The sequence below is a fragment of the Microcoleus sp. B9-D4 genome, from assembly GCF_036705105.1.
In the GTDB taxonomy this organism is placed as follows: Bacteria; Cyanobacteriota; Cyanobacteriia; order Cyanobacteriales; family Microcoleaceae; genus Microcoleus.
Genome location: NZ_JAUBTS010000033.1, coordinates 8,689 through 23,334, shown reverse-complemented (window position 1 = coordinate 23,334; position 14,646 = coordinate 8,689). Strand labels below are relative to the sequence as shown.

The following is a 14,646-nucleotide window of genomic DNA, read 5'->3' as shown; positions in this document are numbered from 1 at the left end:
TCCGCCGAAAGCGGATGAGGAGGTTTTTTGATTAGTTAGCTGACTTAGCATTCATCTTCCATCACAGTTCCCTTGAAATATGGGTAAGGGTTCAAGTCGAATTCCTGTCCGTGTAATTGAAACAGCTTTTCCTTGATTTCTTTGTGTTCTTCTTTTGCTTTTCGGCGCCAATATACCTGATTATTTTGTTCAATTCGCCCAATCAAAAACACTATTGCCTCTTTATCAAAGACTTTAAGGTAAGGAGATATGGCTTCCTGAAATCGAGAGTCTGCCTCATCAAATCCTCTGCTAGCACAGTAATAACTAGATAGTATGTGACAAAATAAATGTTGCCACTCTTTTGTATCAGCTATCTCAAGCAAATCTTTTAATTCTCCCTTAGTAAAATTGAAGTTAATATCGTTTTCTATCAAAGATAAGATGTCTTGATAGTGTTTCTCTAAATTATTCTTTACAAACCATCCCCAGATTTTGCTTGTGTTAGTAGTTTTAACATTATGCCGTATTTTAATTTTCGCATCTTCATTAAGAAGATCATAAATATTAGGATTTTTTGACAAATAAATTACTAAATAATCCAAAGTGAGCGGACTCGATGAAACATTACTATAATAGTCTTTCTCTCCTTTTATTTGGTTGAGAATACTTTCGGGCTTCCGATTTCCGATTACCTCAAGTGTTCGCAAATTGATAACTCTGTTTTTTATGCACTCTTCGTTGTCCGCCTTAAATACAAACTTCCACAAAGTTCTATAAATAGAAAGTTCAACTTCAGGTTTAAGTCTACTTAAATATCGACTTTCTACATATCTTTTTACTTTTTGTCTAGTATTAAGTGCTGGCGCTGATTCCGCAATATCCTCTAAAAGTTCCTCAGTTATTTTTTTTGTGTAGAAAGGTGGATTTATAAGCAAATCCTCCAGAGTATTTCTAATCAGCGCCCTCACAGTTTCTTTGTTAGGTGTATGTAATTGTCTATCTGAGTCTAATATAGGGTGAGCGGATAGATGGCGTTGCTGTTGAAGATATACCAGATTTGCATATTCTGAGTTATCCAACAGATTTGTCATTTTATGGGTATGCTTAATCAGTTTAAGTTCCCAAGAGGATGATTTGGAATCACTGTTTTGTAATGTTGTAAGCTCATCAAGAATTGATTTTGCAACTGCGTCTTGATATAAATCAACAAGATATTGAAGTTTATACACTATATCACAAACAGCGACAGACCAAAGCATTACCACTGCGGAACGATAGTTGCCATTGTGGTACGAAGATAGAACTTCTTGAAAATAATCTTTTGTCTTGCCGTAATGTATTTTTTCGGAAAGATTTTCTAAAGAGAATTCTGACATTACAAATAATTTCCTCAATTATAGCTTTCTGGTGAAACAGCTAAGAGCATTTCACATTTTCTTCTTTCGCTTCTTCTTGTTCTAATAAGCTCATTAATTTCTGAGCAGCATCACCATAGTCATAAGGCGACCAAACACGATAGTCCGCCCCATTATCCAATGGTTTTAACATTTCTTCTTTCGCCAACTCTGCCATTAAGAACTACATTATTTGAAACTTCTCAGCAGGGGATAACTGCCGAAGTTGGTCTAATAATTCAAGATTTGAAATAAAAGGCCATTGAATTCATTTCTCCATTTTACCACGACTTTGAAATTTAAACCACTCCCAAACATCTTGGTTTTAATACTTTATCTGCGTTCATCAGCGTTCATACGCCCCCATCTGCGCTTAAAATTAAAACCAAAACTAAACAGGCAAAAACAGTTCGGAAAAACTAATTTCAATCTCAGGAAAAGCTAGCATTCTAATCGCAGCATTATCCGCAACAACTATCTCAGATTGATAGCCTCCCGGTGCAGGATTCCGATAAATATATGCCTCGCGGGCAGCTACATCTAAAATCCAATATTCTGGGATATTTGCTCTAGAATAAATCGGGGCTTTTTCCCGGCGGTCAATTTGTAATGTCGCGTAAGAAACTTCAATTAACAGCAAGATTTCGCTAGGATTTGGGTGATGGTCGCTATAAGCACCCGGATCGATACAAACAACTGCTATATCTGGTTCCGGTTCCGAAGTTGCTAAAGTAATTGGCAACTGCACGCGAATTGCTGCTAAATCTCTGAGCAGGTGTTGTAGATATCGATCGCTGCGTTGGGTTGTAGCAGCATGGGGTGGAGTTTGTGCGCTCATTTCAACAATTCTCCCATCTAGCAATTCAATCTTATCACCTTCAGTGAGAATGCCAGCTTCAATCATGCGGTGATATTCTTCGACTGTCCAGGTTCTTTCTTTTGTTGCTGTCATAATCTTTGCCTGCAAAAGCTTACTTCCTATTATAGTAATTGCCGATTCAATTAAAAAACACTGATTTGTCCGGTGTTGGTCGAGAACCCTTTTGAAAGCGTTCCCAAGACTGTTTTAATTGAGCAGGATCTGGATATTCGCGATCGTAAACCACCAGGACATTCGTAAAATTCCGTCCCGGCGGCAATAAAATCTGCCCTTGATGAGCCAAACCCACGGAAGCACCACCGTCCAAATTCATCGCTTCAAAACAGCCGTAGCACGGGCGAGGGCGGGACGCATCGCTTGCAAAACCTTAGCTTCTGCTTCCAAAGACAAACTATCAAAAAAAGTTACCAGAAATAACTTCTTTCTCGAAGCCGGAAAGCCGATCGCCGTTCTCGAACCCACGCCCACAACATGAGAATCTTTAAAACCTTCCGATAAAGGAGACAGCCAAACTTTCCCCCCTTGAACCAATCTCGGCCCGCAAGTCAAAGAAAACCAATATTGACTCCAATCCAGCTTACGCTTACTGGGCCTCGCACCTTACAAATAACCTCTCGCTTTACCCTCATCAATAACTCTGGCGGCTAACGGTGAAGTTGTGCGACTGCCGATAACGTCTATTGCCAAACCGACCAAACTCGCTAGTCCGTTCCAACTGAGATGTTCCACCATTGTCAATAAGCCTTTGATGAACGGGCTCTGGGGCCCGTTCCCCAAGAGTAAAATCTACTCTTTGTGGAACAGGCCGGAAAGCCTGTTCTGGAGAATGGTGCCCGATGTGAGTTCCAACCGAGTGGTTAGCTGCTGCTTGAGTGGCATAGAAGTAAAAAATCTGTGCCTTTAACTACTTTTTGGCGAATTGTTATGATATCTTAACTTTAGCGGAGGCTAGTTCCGACAATTTAAGAAACCTGGTTATCAAGTAACCTGATTTATGATTGACCGTAAAAAAATTCGACAGAAATGGCAAAGTTATTGGTTTAAAACCTTTGGGAGATGGCGATCGTGTCCATTGAGTTGCCCAGTAGACAGACCTCATCCTCGGCATATTGTTTGGAGTTGGATTGGCAGTTTTTTGGCAATTACTGCAACGTCCTATCTTGCTGTAAAAACTAATTCTCCTTTACTAATGGCTCCGTTTGGCGCTACAAGCGTTCTGATCTTTGGTGTCCCTGACAGCCCTTTGGCTCAACCCCGGAATGTCATTGGGGGCAATTTCTTAGCTGCTCTCACCAGTTTAATGATTCTGCATTTTGTCGGTTCTTCTCCCTGGGCGATGGGAATGGCTGTTTCTAGTGCGATCGGCATTATGCAGATTACCAGAACTCTACATCCCCCTTCGGGAGCAGTTGCCTTAGTCGTCATGATGACCCAACCAGACTGGAAATTTTTGCTAACACCTGCTTTTGAGGGATCAATAATCTTAGTCTTGTGCGCCGTCATCTTTAATAATTTAGCGGCAGAAAGGACGTATCCCAACCACTGGTTATAGCATTGTCTCTAATTCTCTCATCCTTCCCCAGGGTGCACTACCCAAAATTGGGATGATCCCTCGATTCCTTCTTTCTTATTCCTTCTTTCTTCCATCCATTAAATCCCGATTCAGTGCGCGTTGCCGAATTTCCTTCTGCTAGATCAATCAAAAAACACTGATTTGTCCGGCGTTGGTCGAGATCCCTTTTGAAAGCGTTCCCAAGACTGCTTTAATCGAGCTGGCGCCGGATATTCTTTATCGTAAACCACTAGGACATTCGTCAAATTCCGTCCCGGCGGCAATAAAATCTCCCCTTGATGAGCCAAACCCACCGAAGCGCCCCCGTCCAAATTCATCGCCTCAAAACAGCCGATTGCCTGCATAACTTTAGCTTCTGCTTCCAAAGACAAACTATCAAGAAAAGTCACCAAAAATAACTTATCTCTCGAAGCCGGAAAGCCGATCGCCGTTCTCGAACCCACGCCCAAAACATGAGAATCTTTAAAACCTTCCGACAAAGGAGACAGCCAAACTTTCCCCCCTTTAACCAATCTCGGCCCGCAAGTCAGAGAAAACCAATGTTGACTCCAATCCGGCTTACCTTCAGTTCTAGCCGTCACCATTTCCAATTGATTTCCCGCTTTAATCCCCAAAGTCGTGCCGTAATTTTCCCATCGGCTATATTTCAGAAACTTACCCGCCGCCACCATATTTCCCAGCACAGATTTCTGCTCATCTTTACCAAAAAAAGTCCCGTTAGCAACAACAGCAGCCCGGTAACGCGCTACCATATTTTCAAAAGGTTCATCACCCCGCGTTACTTTAGAAGTATTTGCAAAGTCTGCATTATTAGCTAACCCAATTGTGAGATAAATTTCGGGGTCTGCGAGGTCAATAGTTGTGAGATAAAAACTTGCGCCAGCTACATTTTGGCTGCTGACTTGTACAGGTTTTGCTTGCTTAGCAGAACGTTTGATAATTTGAGGTTGAGACGGCTGCACAGCAGGAGAATTTTCGGGCGCTTTTACAATAGGATTACTCGGCAGAGGTTGATTGGTTTTTGCCGATTTTACAATGGGATTGCTAGGGAGAGGTTGAGGAGTTTGATTTGATTGTATACTGGATAAAAAAGCGAGTGACTTTTGCCAGAGTTGAGCCGCGAGAGTCAAGAAACTATCTCGGTTTTGGGCGATCGCAAAATAGTCAGCCGCAACCCGCGCCAAAGCTATACCCGTTAAAAATAAAAAAGTGCGCCGCAGCATCGGGCGACAACCTTCAGACTGTTTGCGTTTAGACATAAAAAAATCTCAGCTAGGATAGCGAACAGTTTCCTATAGCTGTGACTACAATGCGCGATCGCCTGAATTCTGAAATTACCAGTAGCAAGGTGCTCCATCGCGCACCTCACCACTAATTCACAACTCAAAACTATTTCCCTAGCCGGTATTCCGCATCCCCGCAGCAATTCCATTAATCGTCAGCAGAGCTCCCCGCAACAATTCACCCTTACTATAACGCGAGTGAATCACCCCCGGAACCCCGCCACTACCGTGCTGCCGCAAGCGTTTCAGCAGCGAAACCTGCAACAAACCCAAAGGCACAATCGTCGCATTTCGCAACTGCACCGATCGCTGCAGCGATGGATCTTCGTCCAACAAACGTTGGTGTCCGGTAATCGTTAAAACCAAATCGCGAATCAAGTGAAATTCGGCAGCAATTTGATCAAATAAAGCCTTAAAACGCTCCTTATCAGCAGGCAAAGCTAACTCCTGCACGTAGTGTTCTGCAATCTGCAAATCCACCTTAGATAAAGTCATTTCCACCTTAGAAATTACCATTCTAAAAAACGGCCATTTCAAGTAGAAATACTGCAAAAGTTTCATGTGTTCTTCCGGTTCCTCCAGCAAAAACTCTTGCAAAGCTGTGCCGACACCGTACCAAGAAGGCAGCAAAAAGCGGCTTTGAGTCCAGCTAAACACCCACGGAATTGCTCGCAAACCGCTGATGTCTTTTTTGCCACCGCGACGGGCCGGGCGAGAACTAATTTGCAACTGGCTGATTTCTTGAATGGGGGTAACTTGGTGGAAGAAATCGACTAAATCCGGCTGTTCGTAGATTAAATGGCGGTAGTGCGATCGCGATTTCACCGACAACTCCTCCATAATCTCATTCCAAGGGTCGATGCCATCAAAACCAGTGTGCAGCAAACTAGCTTGAATTACCGCCGCCGCCACAGTTTCCAAATTGTAAAGCGCCAACTCCGGCAAAGAATATTTAGAAGCCAAAACCTCGCCTTGTTCGGTAATCTTAATTCGCCCGCTAATACTCTTTCCAGGCTGAGCCAAAATTGCCTTGTAAGCAGGCCCGCCACCGCGCCCTACAGAACCGCCTCGACCGTGAAAAATTCGCAACTCCACACCGTGTTTTTCTGCCACCATTTGCAAAGCCTTTTGAGCTTTGTGTATTTCCCAATTGCTGCTGAGGAAACCCGAATCTTTATTGCTGTCCGAATAGCCCAGCATTACCTCTTGCAATTTGAGAGTTTCGATTGGACATTGGATATTTTCTTCGCTTTTTTCCGCGAGTTCCTGCGCGTAGCCTCCTGCTAGCAAAGCGCGATAAAGCGGCAGATCAAATACTTTTTGCATTACTTCCGGCGCTTTTTTCAAATCTTCCACCGTTTCAAACAGGGGAACTACTTGAATGTTGCTAATTCCGGTTGCCGGATCGTAAAGTCCCGCTTCTTTTGCTAACAGCAAAACTGCTAGTAAATCGCTGACATCGTGGCTCATGCTAATGACGTAAGTTTGGCAAATTTCCGGGCCAAACTCCTGCTGCATTTGCCGCAATATTCGGAAGGTATTGATCGTCTCGCAAGTTTTGGGAGAAAAGGGCAATTCTGCTGGAATTAAAGGGCGACGAGTTTGCAGTTCCGTTGCCAGCCAAATAATTCGATCGCCTTCCGACATTTGATTGTAAGGCTTGGGCAAAATTTGCAAGTATTCAGCAATTTCCCTCAAAGCGTCCGAGTGTACAGTTGACTCTTGGCGAATATCCAGGTAAGCCAAATTAAACCCGTAAATTTCTACTTGGCAGAGCAGATTTTCCAAGTCCCGACAGCTCAAACCTGTTTCCACTAAATTGTGCTCGATGAGCTTGAGCTCGGTCAAAAACTCAGCGCCCGATCGATAAAGGCCGGTCATTCCGGGATGTTCTGACAAAGCTTCGCGTTCCCGCTGCAACTCGTCTCCTTTGTAGAGCCGCCAATTACGATCGCGCGTATTTTCCAGCCGCTGCAGCACGTAGGCCAGCTTCAACCGATAAGGTTCTTGGCGGTAGCGGATTGCCCACTGCTCGTAAACCTCCGGGAATTCCGATCTGTCGCGATCGAGAGATTCCAGCAATTCCGGCAGCACGTCGCTCCAGTGCAGCGACAAACTCAAAAGTTCGTTCAGCCGTTTCACCGCGCTGATGTACTTCTGTAGCACTAAGTGGCGCTGATAGCAAGCAGTTTGCCAAGTAACTTTCGGAGTCACAGAAGGATTGCCGTCCCTGTCCGATCCCACCCAAGAACCGAACTTGCAAAAATTGTAACTAGGCGGTTTCAGATAAGGATAAGAAGCGTGCAGAGCTTGCTTGAGGCGGTGGTAGAGTTCGGGAATAGCATCAAACAGAACTTCCTCGAAGTAGTGGAGAGTGTATTCCACTTCGTCAAGTACAGTCGGCTTGAACTGGTGCAGTTCGTCAGTGCGCCACCAGAGGCGAATTTCTTCCATCAGTTGCTCTTGGAGAGCCGCCGCTTCCCAGCAAGACACCGGGTAGGGGCTTTGAGAGTCAGTTCCGATCGCCTGAAATTTCTCGTCAACTTGGTCTAGCTGTTGGAGAATCTTCGCCATTCGTCGCTGCTTGGTGCGGATCGTGTGGCGAACAATTTCCGTCGGGTGAGCTGTGAATACCAAGCGGATGTCTAACTGATCGATCAACCGCTGGATTTGCTGGCTGGGCACGTTCAAGCGCAGCAGCATCGGGAACAGTTGGTGAAAAGTGCCGGCATCTCGCGCGATCGTCTCGCTGCTGTCTGCACCGCGAGGAGCCATTTGGGCTGGGACTGGGCCTTCCCGGTGGCGGGGGCGATCGGGGGCATCAGTTGCTTGTCCTGGCAGCTTAGAAAACATCCGCCCACCAGCATCGTTGCTGCTAGCGTAAGCTAGCTGTTGGTCTCGCTGTTCGTAGTGCTGTTCGACAATGTTGATCAACTGAAAATACAGTGCAAAAGCCCTAGCGGCGCGGATGGCGGCGTTGAGGTCGAGCTTTTCGATTAGCTGTACGACATTCGACTCGCGAAAGTGAGTGGCTTGTCCCTCGGCGGAATTGACCGATCGCATTTGTTGGAGCAAATCCACCAATTCCTGTCCGCACTCCTGTCGCAGCACCGATTCCCACAAGTCCTCTACAACTTTGAGGCGATTTCGCAGAAACAGGTCTGATTTTGAGTAAGCGGGAGAATGGGAAATAGATGTTGCATCAATAGCCTGTTCTGAAGACTGGAGGACTGAACTCATCGGGCTGTTCCTCAATAGCTGCGGGTGTCTGTGAAAATTGTATGGTTTAGTTTCGCCTAAAACACTTTTGTTTGCAGTCAAATTTGAGACTTATTACAACGTAGAAAGTAGAAGGCACTTACGTACAAACTATAAGGAAAGATTAATTCTTAGACCACATATTGTACCAATTGTCAAGCTTTCATATCAGTTGACTTGCGATTTTAGATTTTAGACGATCGGCGTGAGACGTTCGGCCAGGGGTCAGTTGCATCGCGCTAAGTCGAACAATTTGAGATTTACTCCCAAGATAAATCTGGGAAGTTGAACTAGGGTCGAAAATTTTTATCTGTCCCCGACAGAAGTACGTGGCACCGTATCCGTTTTTGGGCGGGGTCACAAAATTTAACTTCTAGCTGCAGCATTCATCCTTGGGCTTTCTAATCCTGTGATTGAGGAAAGTTTAGTACGGGAAGGCGCGACCCCCGAAAGACTTCTTCGCTTTCAACGCCGATCGACGCAACAAACTCAGCAGCAGCTTTAGCCACCACCAACCCGCCCAGCATGGGTAAGGCGACCAAGCTCAGCAAAATATCTGAAGGAATTGGCAAATTTTGACTCTTGGGTGCAGCAGTTTTTGGCAAGTCTTGGTTTTCCGACGGCATAAATCTTTCCTGCGTATTCTGTTATCCCTAGTTTACAAGCTAGCGCGGGTTTTCTTGCCTCGTTGTATCCTAGATTGGAGCAAGCTCCGGTGTTCCTCCAAGAATTAGTGCCGTGTCGATCGCATGCCAGGCAGGGGTGCGTGCTGATATCCCCTGAAGGATGTGACACAAAAATTAGAGGATACGATCGCCCATACAACAGCTTTTTCCAGCCGAGGGATCGGCTGCAGGATCGATCCTGCAGCGTGTAAAAAAGTGAGAACGCCCGTTTGTTCAATCAGACCGGGCGATCGACTCAGAGGAAATTGTACGGGCGATGTGCGATCGCCCGAGTCAGGTCAAACTATCGACAATCAGAGAGATCGCACAAAATGACTAGCCCGCCCCGGTCGATCGACTCAAAGGAAGTTGTGCGCGATCGGGAGATGCAAATTTAAAGTTAATCAGTGTCATAATCAAGATCCTCCCACTCACCCCATTCATCTTTACACCACCCCAAACTACGCCAATATCCATGACTATCGGATTGTTTTTCAAAAACAAACTCAAGGAGGCTCTCACCAGTTTTTAAGCATAAACGCTTTTTGCTAGTCATGTCGAACAAAAATAGAGTAAGACTAACGTGAAAAATATCTTCCCCATTTTCAGTTCCTACCATCTCCCCGCCAATCACAGCCGACCATGCTGTATGATACAAAGGAACATTTTCTTGTTCTTCACTCCAAATCCATCTATTAAATGATGGGGAATGTGAATATTTGATATGTAAGTTTATTTCAGGAGCGCGGTGAAACTCCTGTCCCATAAATTTTTGAAAATCATCAAGGATTGCATCAATAATTTCCTGCCAGGTTTCTTGGGTATATGCTTCTAGATTTTTCCCTGCATTCCAAAGCTTTTGTTCGAGAATAGGATTCATATTTTGACCTCAAAGGTACTCATTTACTGATTTCAAAATAGTTGGGGCTATTAATCCATTTATTAGGAGAGACAGGCGTTCCTGGTTTGACTCGACCGCCAGGAAATCTACTGATTCCGCTACGACCATATGCAGTTATTACACGAGTAAAATCATTATCTTGAGTGATAACTACGTTCCCTTCTTTATAGAATACAGTAACTTGCCGACCATTATCATTTATCCCGATAAACACACGTTCTGGTTTGTTGATGATATCAGCTTGTAGCTGCTCAGAAAAATCATGCTTACCCGCATGTCCTGCCTGACCAGACGGATTTGGCAATGCACCCTGCATATCTTTTTCAGAAAATTGTGGCCTATTGTGAACCCGCAAACCATGTGATAATCCTTCTTTATCATTTAATGGACGCGGTTCGGGATGAAAAGTACCAGCATCGTTCCCAGAATTCGCCTGAAAAACTTGACTGACTATGCTTAGGATATCTCTGGCACTAGCTGCCGTCATATTGCCAGCCGCTATCAATGCTGCTGCCTGTGCGGGCGCTGCTATTAAAGCACTGCCACCACTACCTCCAATAGTCAGTCCGATTAACAAAATTCCTAGTATTCCTGCTAGAAAAGTTAATCCGTTGGCAACGGCTCTTCCTAGCTGAAAACTCAGATTATTCCGGTAATATGCCTCAATTTCCGCATGGGATTTTGCTCCTGGTGGGTACAAGAGGTCAGCTACATCCTTGAGGATACCGACGCCATTTATCAGAGAGTGGTAAATGAATCCTTTGAGAAAATCTATGACAGCACGTTTTCCCTGCGCCATCACCCTACGAAATTCGCGAAGAAATTTCTGTATTTTGTCCTGATTTGGTGAGCTACCACCACCTCCTGAACCACCAGACTGATTATTCGCTAAATCATCATTCCCACTTCCACCCGCAGCATCATCAGAGCCACTACTACCAAAGACCTCTTTAAACTCAGGCTCCTTCACAATAAAAGTCGGCAACTGCCAAATATCATCACTAGGCTTCGGAGGCTTCACCAAATCCACCGGCACTTCTTGTTTCGGCGCCTGATTCAACCGCGGCGCCTCCCCAAATTCGGGCAAATTATTCATCTCGGTCCCAGTGACTTCCGGGTCAAATGACCCCCCCGTCACCTCATATTCACCCGGCAAATACTCGCCATCCTTCCAACTAGACTTCGACCAACTTTCACTCCAACTATTCCCCCCATCATCCCAAACTGTCCCGCTGCGAGTCCAACTCCAACTGCTGCCATTACTCGTCGAAACACCCTCTTTCGTCACCGATTCCGAATCGTAACCGCTGACAGTTTCCGTCCAACTGTAACCTCCCTGAAAATCAGACTTGCCGTAACTTGAACTCCAGCTAGAATACTGGGACACCAAACTAGCTGCGCCGTTACTATCGTAAGTGCTTTCGCTCGACCATTTCTCGTAACTCGAACTGCCATTTTCTGTTATTTGGCCATCTTTATAAGTTGTAACTGTCTGTGAATTGCCAGTTCTTGAGGTATGGCTACTGTGAGATGAAGTAGAATTACTGCCCGAGGTGCTGCTGTTAGTTTTGGTAGCGGTTATTGTGGATTCGCCGCTGTTGCTTTGAGTAGTATAAGTATCAGCATTATACTCGCTTTCCCACTGAGCATGATTTTCGGAGTAGTTTTCAAGTTCGGAATTATAACTGACTTGACCCTCACTGTTACTGCTGGAAGAGTTCGACTTGCTGAGAGAATAAGTATCCCGATTGTGGCTGCTAGTTGACGGGCCGTCTTTGTAGCTTTGCGTGTCATTGGTCTGAGTTACCGAGTAACTATTATCTCGATTGTTTTGCCAGTATGATGGGCCGTTGCTGCTGTTGGTTTGTTCAGATTGATTGACGGTGTAAGTGGATTGATTGCTGGTATTTTTTGACGGGCCGTCGTCGTAACTGCTGTGATAATTACTATTGGCTTCTGAATAAGTATCGCGGCTGTTGCTGCTGACTGTTGTGCCGTCTGTTGTAGTGCTGTCCCAAGTTGAATTGATTGCTGAATAGTCGTTGCTGCTGTTGCTGGTTTTGGAGGGGCCGCTGCTACTGTTGCTCTCATAATTCGAGCGATTTACTTGGCTTTCTGACCCGCTGTGAGTGTTGGTGTAACTGCTGTTATTGCTGCCCGACGTCCAATCGGCTTTGCCTTGAATTTGAGTTGAACTGTGGTTGAGAGAACTGCCGGTGCTGCTAGTATAGTGAGTGTTTGAAGTTGATTTTGAACCCCAATCGTCTTGGCGGTTGCCGTTATTCGTTGCATAGTCGGTTCCGTATTGACTGTCTGATTGGGAGTTGCTGTTTCGGTAGCTCTCGTTATATGTGTTTGTGGTTTGTTCGGGACTGGTATAATTGCTAGAACTGCGGTATTTTTGAAGGTATGAGCTTTGGTCGTTGCCAGTGCCTTCGTATTTGACTCGGCTGTAGTTGTGCTGCGATTGATTTTGGTGTTCTACTGAGTCTTGGGAAAAGTTTTTGCTGGTGTAGGTAGCAGCGTTTGTGCTGGAATCGCTGGTGGATTGGTTAAAAGAGTTGCCCTTGCTGTTGGTGTTGACGGTGTTTTGAGCCCAGCTTGATTCGGTGTTTGAGAAGTGGCTGTTGGTTTGAGTGTTTGTGGTGGTTGTACCGTGGGAACTACTGGTAGAGGTGGTTGTATGTGGCGCTAGTTCTGTGGTATAAGAGCTAGTGCCTTCATTGCTGTTTCCGGTTGAGGTGCTGGTGGTTTTTGGTGTGCCTGGGGCGGTGGTTGCAGTTGCTCTTTCTGAGGGTTTGGATGGGGTATTGTTGGGTGTGTTGCTGGGATTTGCATCGGCATCAGTTAAGGGTTTTGTCCAGTGTTTGGTAGCTGCCAATACTGGGATTGCGGGGATTGTTTCTGTGGCTGTGGCTATTGCTAATTCTGGGTTTAATATTCCGTATCCTGTTCTTTCGTCCCATGAGGGTACGTCGATGTCTTTGGCTGTTTTTAGGAGGATGTTTTTGATTTGTTGGTAATTGAGGGATGGGTTGGCTGCCCACATTTGCCAGATGGTGTTTGTGACGAATGCGGCTGCTATTGATGTGCCTTGTTTTGTTGCGGTTGTTGATGGTTCTGCTGTTTGTGCGAGGCTTGTTGGTGCTAGGATATCTAATCCGCCTCCGTAGCTGGAATAGGCGGCGCGGTGGTTGTTGTCGGATGCGCCGACGGTGATGATGTTGTTGTATTCTGTGGAGGCTTGTCCGAGGGCTGAAATGAGTGTTCCTTCGTTTCCAGCGGCTGCTACAATCAGGATGTTGTTGTCAAGGGCGTATTTGAGTGCAGATTTTTCTTCTGCTGTCAATTTGTGCCGTGTGGTTTGTGTGCCGTCGGGGTTGATTTGGGTTAAGTCGAAGCTGAGGTTGATGAGGGCGTTGGGTTGTTTGGCGGCGATTGCTGCGTTTACAAATTCTATCAGGGATTGATGCCAGTTGCCGCTGCCTGTTGCTCGTCCCAACCAAATCGGAGTCGATTTTTGGGTGGGGTTTTGATTGTCTGTGGCGACGATAATTTCTAAAATTGTGTCGCCGTGTTGGTTTCCTTGGTTTGGTTGGAGTAGGGGGTTGTTGTCGCCCTCGATTAAGTCTTTGCCGAGGCTGATTTGGCTGTAGTTGATGTGGGGATTGTTGGTGGTGAATCCGGTGTCGATGATGCCGATTAATGGTTGGTTTTTTTGGGGGAGGTTGGGGGTTGTTTCTGGTTGGGTTTCTGTGTCGGTGGTTGTGTATTCGTTGATGGTTGTTTCGGAGTGGCTGTCAGTTGCAGTTGCGATGAAGGAGTCGGGGATGATATGAAGTGAATTGTCTGGCTGATTGTTGGCGTCGGATGATATTTCGGGAGTAATGGCGATGTTTTCGGAGTCGAAGTCGGGGTTGACAAATTCGTCGATAGTTGTTGGTGGCTGATTTTTGCTGTCGGCGGTGATATTTTCCGATTGTTGTGAGTGATGATTTTCGGTGACGGCAATTTCGGGTATAATAGTTTGGGCGTCGGTAACTATGTATTCTGATGCGGATGGTTGATGATTTTGGCGGGATTCTGTTTCGGGAATGTTAGGAAATTGTTGGGCGAATATGCTGTTGAGAGTTTCCGACTGTTGGGAAATTTCTTCGGGAGAAATTAGCGGGAAATTTTCAGGAGTTTGGCTGGCTATTTCGGGGGTATCGATAAGAGTTGGAGAGGTGTTTTCAATTTCCCCGGTGAGAATGTCTGTGGATGCTGCGGGTATTGCTGGTATTTCTGGTTTGTCGGGTTGGAAAAAGACGGATGTTTCGATTTTGTCTCCTGTGATGAAGTCGATTGATTTGGCATCTGCGATGGCTGGTTGAATGTTTTCTGAGATAGTTGGGATTGTGTTTTCGGAAACTTGCGGGTTTTGAGTTTCTGTCGTTGGGGAGTTTTCGGGTTTTGTTTCAGCAGGATTTGTCGCGCAATTGCAAATTTCGGAAACTGTCGAGTTTTTGGTTTCTGTCGCTGGGGAGTTTTCGGTTTTTATCTCAGCAGGATTCGGATCGGAATTGGGAGTTTCGGAAACTGTCGAGTTTTCAGTTTCTGCTGTGGGAGAGTTTTCGGTTTTTGGATCGGCAGAATTTGGATCGGAATTGGGAGTTTCGGAAACAGTCGGATTTTCAGTTTCTACTGCGGGAGAATCTGTTTTTGGATCGG

At 45.5% G+C, this 14,646-nt stretch carries 13 protein-coding genes; 2 read left to right on the top strand and 11 right to left on the bottom strand.

Annotation, left to right across the window (positions count from 1 at the left end; genetic code table 11):
* Positions 1 to 44 precede the first annotated feature (44 nt).
* The 6 genes from QUB24_RS19450 to QUB24_RS19425 form a co-directional block, all read right to left on the bottom strand.
* Complete coding sequence (locus QUB24_RS19450; RefSeq protein WP_333154807.1) at positions 45 to 1,358, bottom strand: hypothetical protein; 1,314 nt, start codon at positions 1,356 to 1,358, stop codon at positions 45 to 47.
* A gap of 40 nt (positions 1,359 to 1,398) precedes the next feature.
* Complete coding sequence (locus tag QUB24_RS19445) at positions 1,399 to 1,554, bottom strand: hypothetical protein (RefSeq protein WP_333154806.1); 156 nt, start codon at positions 1,552 to 1,554, stop codon at positions 1,399 to 1,401.
* A 213-nt stretch (positions 1,555 to 1,767) separates the two neighbouring features.
* On the bottom strand, positions 1,768 to 2,328 hold the full coding sequence (locus tag QUB24_RS19440; protein WP_333154805.1) for a Uma2 family endonuclease: 561 nt from the start codon (positions 2,326 to 2,328) through the stop codon (positions 1,768 to 1,770).
* Positions 2,329 to 2,374: 46 nt separating this feature from the next.
* Entirely contained in the window at positions 2,375 to 2,569 is a 195-nt protein-coding gene (locus tag QUB24_RS19435) for a hypothetical protein (RefSeq protein WP_333154804.1), read from the bottom strand.
* Positions 2,566 to 2,805, bottom strand: coding sequence for a hypothetical protein (locus QUB24_RS19430; RefSeq protein WP_333154803.1), 240 nt, complete (start codon positions 2,803 to 2,805; stop codon positions 2,566 to 2,568). The genes QUB24_RS19435 and QUB24_RS19430 overlap by 4 nt, the downstream gene beginning before the upstream one ends.
* A gap of 51 nt (positions 2,806 to 2,856) precedes the next feature.
* The gene (locus QUB24_RS19425; RefSeq protein WP_333154802.1) at positions 2,857 to 2,988 is read right to left on the bottom strand and encodes a hypothetical protein; all 132 of its coding nucleotides are present in this window, start codon (positions 2,986 to 2,988) and stop codon (positions 2,857 to 2,859) included.
* A 262-nt stretch (positions 2,989 to 3,250) separates the two neighbouring features.
* Here QUB24_RS19425 and QUB24_RS19420 point away from each other — a divergent pair, with 262 nt between their 5' ends.
* Entirely contained in the window at positions 3,251 to 3,808 is a 558-nt protein-coding gene (locus QUB24_RS19420) for an HPP family protein (protein WP_333154801.1), read from the top strand.
* Between the two features lie 143 nt (positions 3,809 to 3,951).
* Here the strand turns inward: QUB24_RS19420 and QUB24_RS19415 are convergent, their stop codons facing one another.
* From QUB24_RS19415 to QUB24_RS19405, 3 genes are all read right to left on the bottom strand, one after another.
* Positions 3,952 to 5,088 (bottom strand): phosphodiester glycosidase family protein, encoded by a 1,137-nt coding sequence (locus QUB24_RS19415; protein WP_333154800.1) that lies wholly within the window; start codon positions 5,086 to 5,088, stop codon positions 3,952 to 3,954.
* A gap of 138 nt (positions 5,089 to 5,226) precedes the next feature.
* Entirely contained in the window at positions 5,227 to 8,352 is a 3,126-nt protein-coding gene (gene ppc, locus QUB24_RS19410) for a phosphoenolpyruvate carboxylase (protein ID WP_333154799.1), read from the bottom strand.
* Between the two features lie 419 nt (positions 8,353 to 8,771).
* Complete coding sequence (locus tag QUB24_RS19405; RefSeq protein WP_333154798.1) at positions 8,772 to 8,996, bottom strand: hypothetical protein; 225 nt, start codon at positions 8,994 to 8,996, stop codon at positions 8,772 to 8,774.
* A gap of 162 nt (positions 8,997 to 9,158) precedes the next feature.
* Here QUB24_RS19405 and QUB24_RS19400 point away from each other — a divergent pair, with 162 nt between their 5' ends.
* A complete protein-coding gene (locus QUB24_RS19400) occupies positions 9,159 to 9,371 on the top strand; it encodes a hypothetical protein (protein WP_333154797.1) in 213 nt (70 codons plus the stop codon).
* 64 nt (positions 9,372 to 9,435) lie between these two features.
* Here the strand turns inward: QUB24_RS19400 and QUB24_RS19395 are convergent, their stop codons facing one another.
* Positions 9,436 to 9,915 (bottom strand): hypothetical protein, encoded by a 480-nt coding sequence (locus tag QUB24_RS19395; RefSeq protein WP_333154796.1) that lies wholly within the window; start codon positions 9,913 to 9,915, stop codon positions 9,436 to 9,438.
* Between the two features lie 19 nt (positions 9,916 to 9,934).
* A partial coding sequence (locus QUB24_RS19390; protein ID WP_333154795.1) for a S8 family serine peptidase occupies positions 9,935 to 14,646 on the bottom strand: 4,712 nt, incomplete at its 5' end.

Excerpts from the sequence above, each read along its gene's own strand:
- QUB24_RS19425 (WP_333154802.1), bottom strand. The coding sequence starts at position 2,988 with ATGGTGGAACATCTCAGTTGGAACGGACTAGCGAGTTTGGTCGGTTTG.
- QUB24_RS19415 (WP_333154800.1), bottom strand. The coding sequence starts at position 5,088 with ATGTCTAAACGCAAACAGTCTGAAGGTTGTCGCCCGATGCTGCGGCGC.
- QUB24_RS19405 (WP_333154798.1), bottom strand. The coding sequence starts at position 8,996 with ATGCCGTCGGAAAACCAAGACTTGCCAAAAACTGCTGCACCCAAGAGT.
- QUB24_RS19435 (WP_333154804.1), bottom strand. The coding sequence starts at position 2,569 with ATGAATTTGGACGGTGGTGCTTCCGTGGGTTTGGCTCATCAAGGGCAG.
- QUB24_RS19445 (WP_333154806.1), bottom strand. The coding sequence starts at position 1,554 with ATGGCAGAGTTGGCGAAAGAAGAAATGTTAAAACCATTGGATAATGGG.
- QUB24_RS19420 (WP_333154801.1), top strand. The coding sequence starts at position 3,251 with ATGATTGACCGTAAAAAAATTCGACAGAAATGGCAAAGTTATTGGTTT.
- QUB24_RS19450 (WP_333154807.1), bottom strand. The coding sequence starts at position 1,358 with ATGTCAGAATTCTCTTTAGAAAATCTTTCCGAAAAAATACATTACGGC.
- QUB24_RS19395 (WP_333154796.1), bottom strand. The coding sequence starts at position 9,915 with ATGAATCCTATTCTCGAACAAAAGCTTTGGAATGCAGGGAAAAATCTA.
- ppc (WP_333154799.1), bottom strand. The coding sequence starts at position 8,352 with ATGAGTTCAGTCCTCCAGTCTTCAGAACAGGCTATTGATGCAACATCT.
- QUB24_RS19440 (WP_333154805.1), bottom strand. The coding sequence starts at position 2,328 with ATGACAGCAACAAAAGAAAGAACCTGGACAGTCGAAGAATATCACCGC.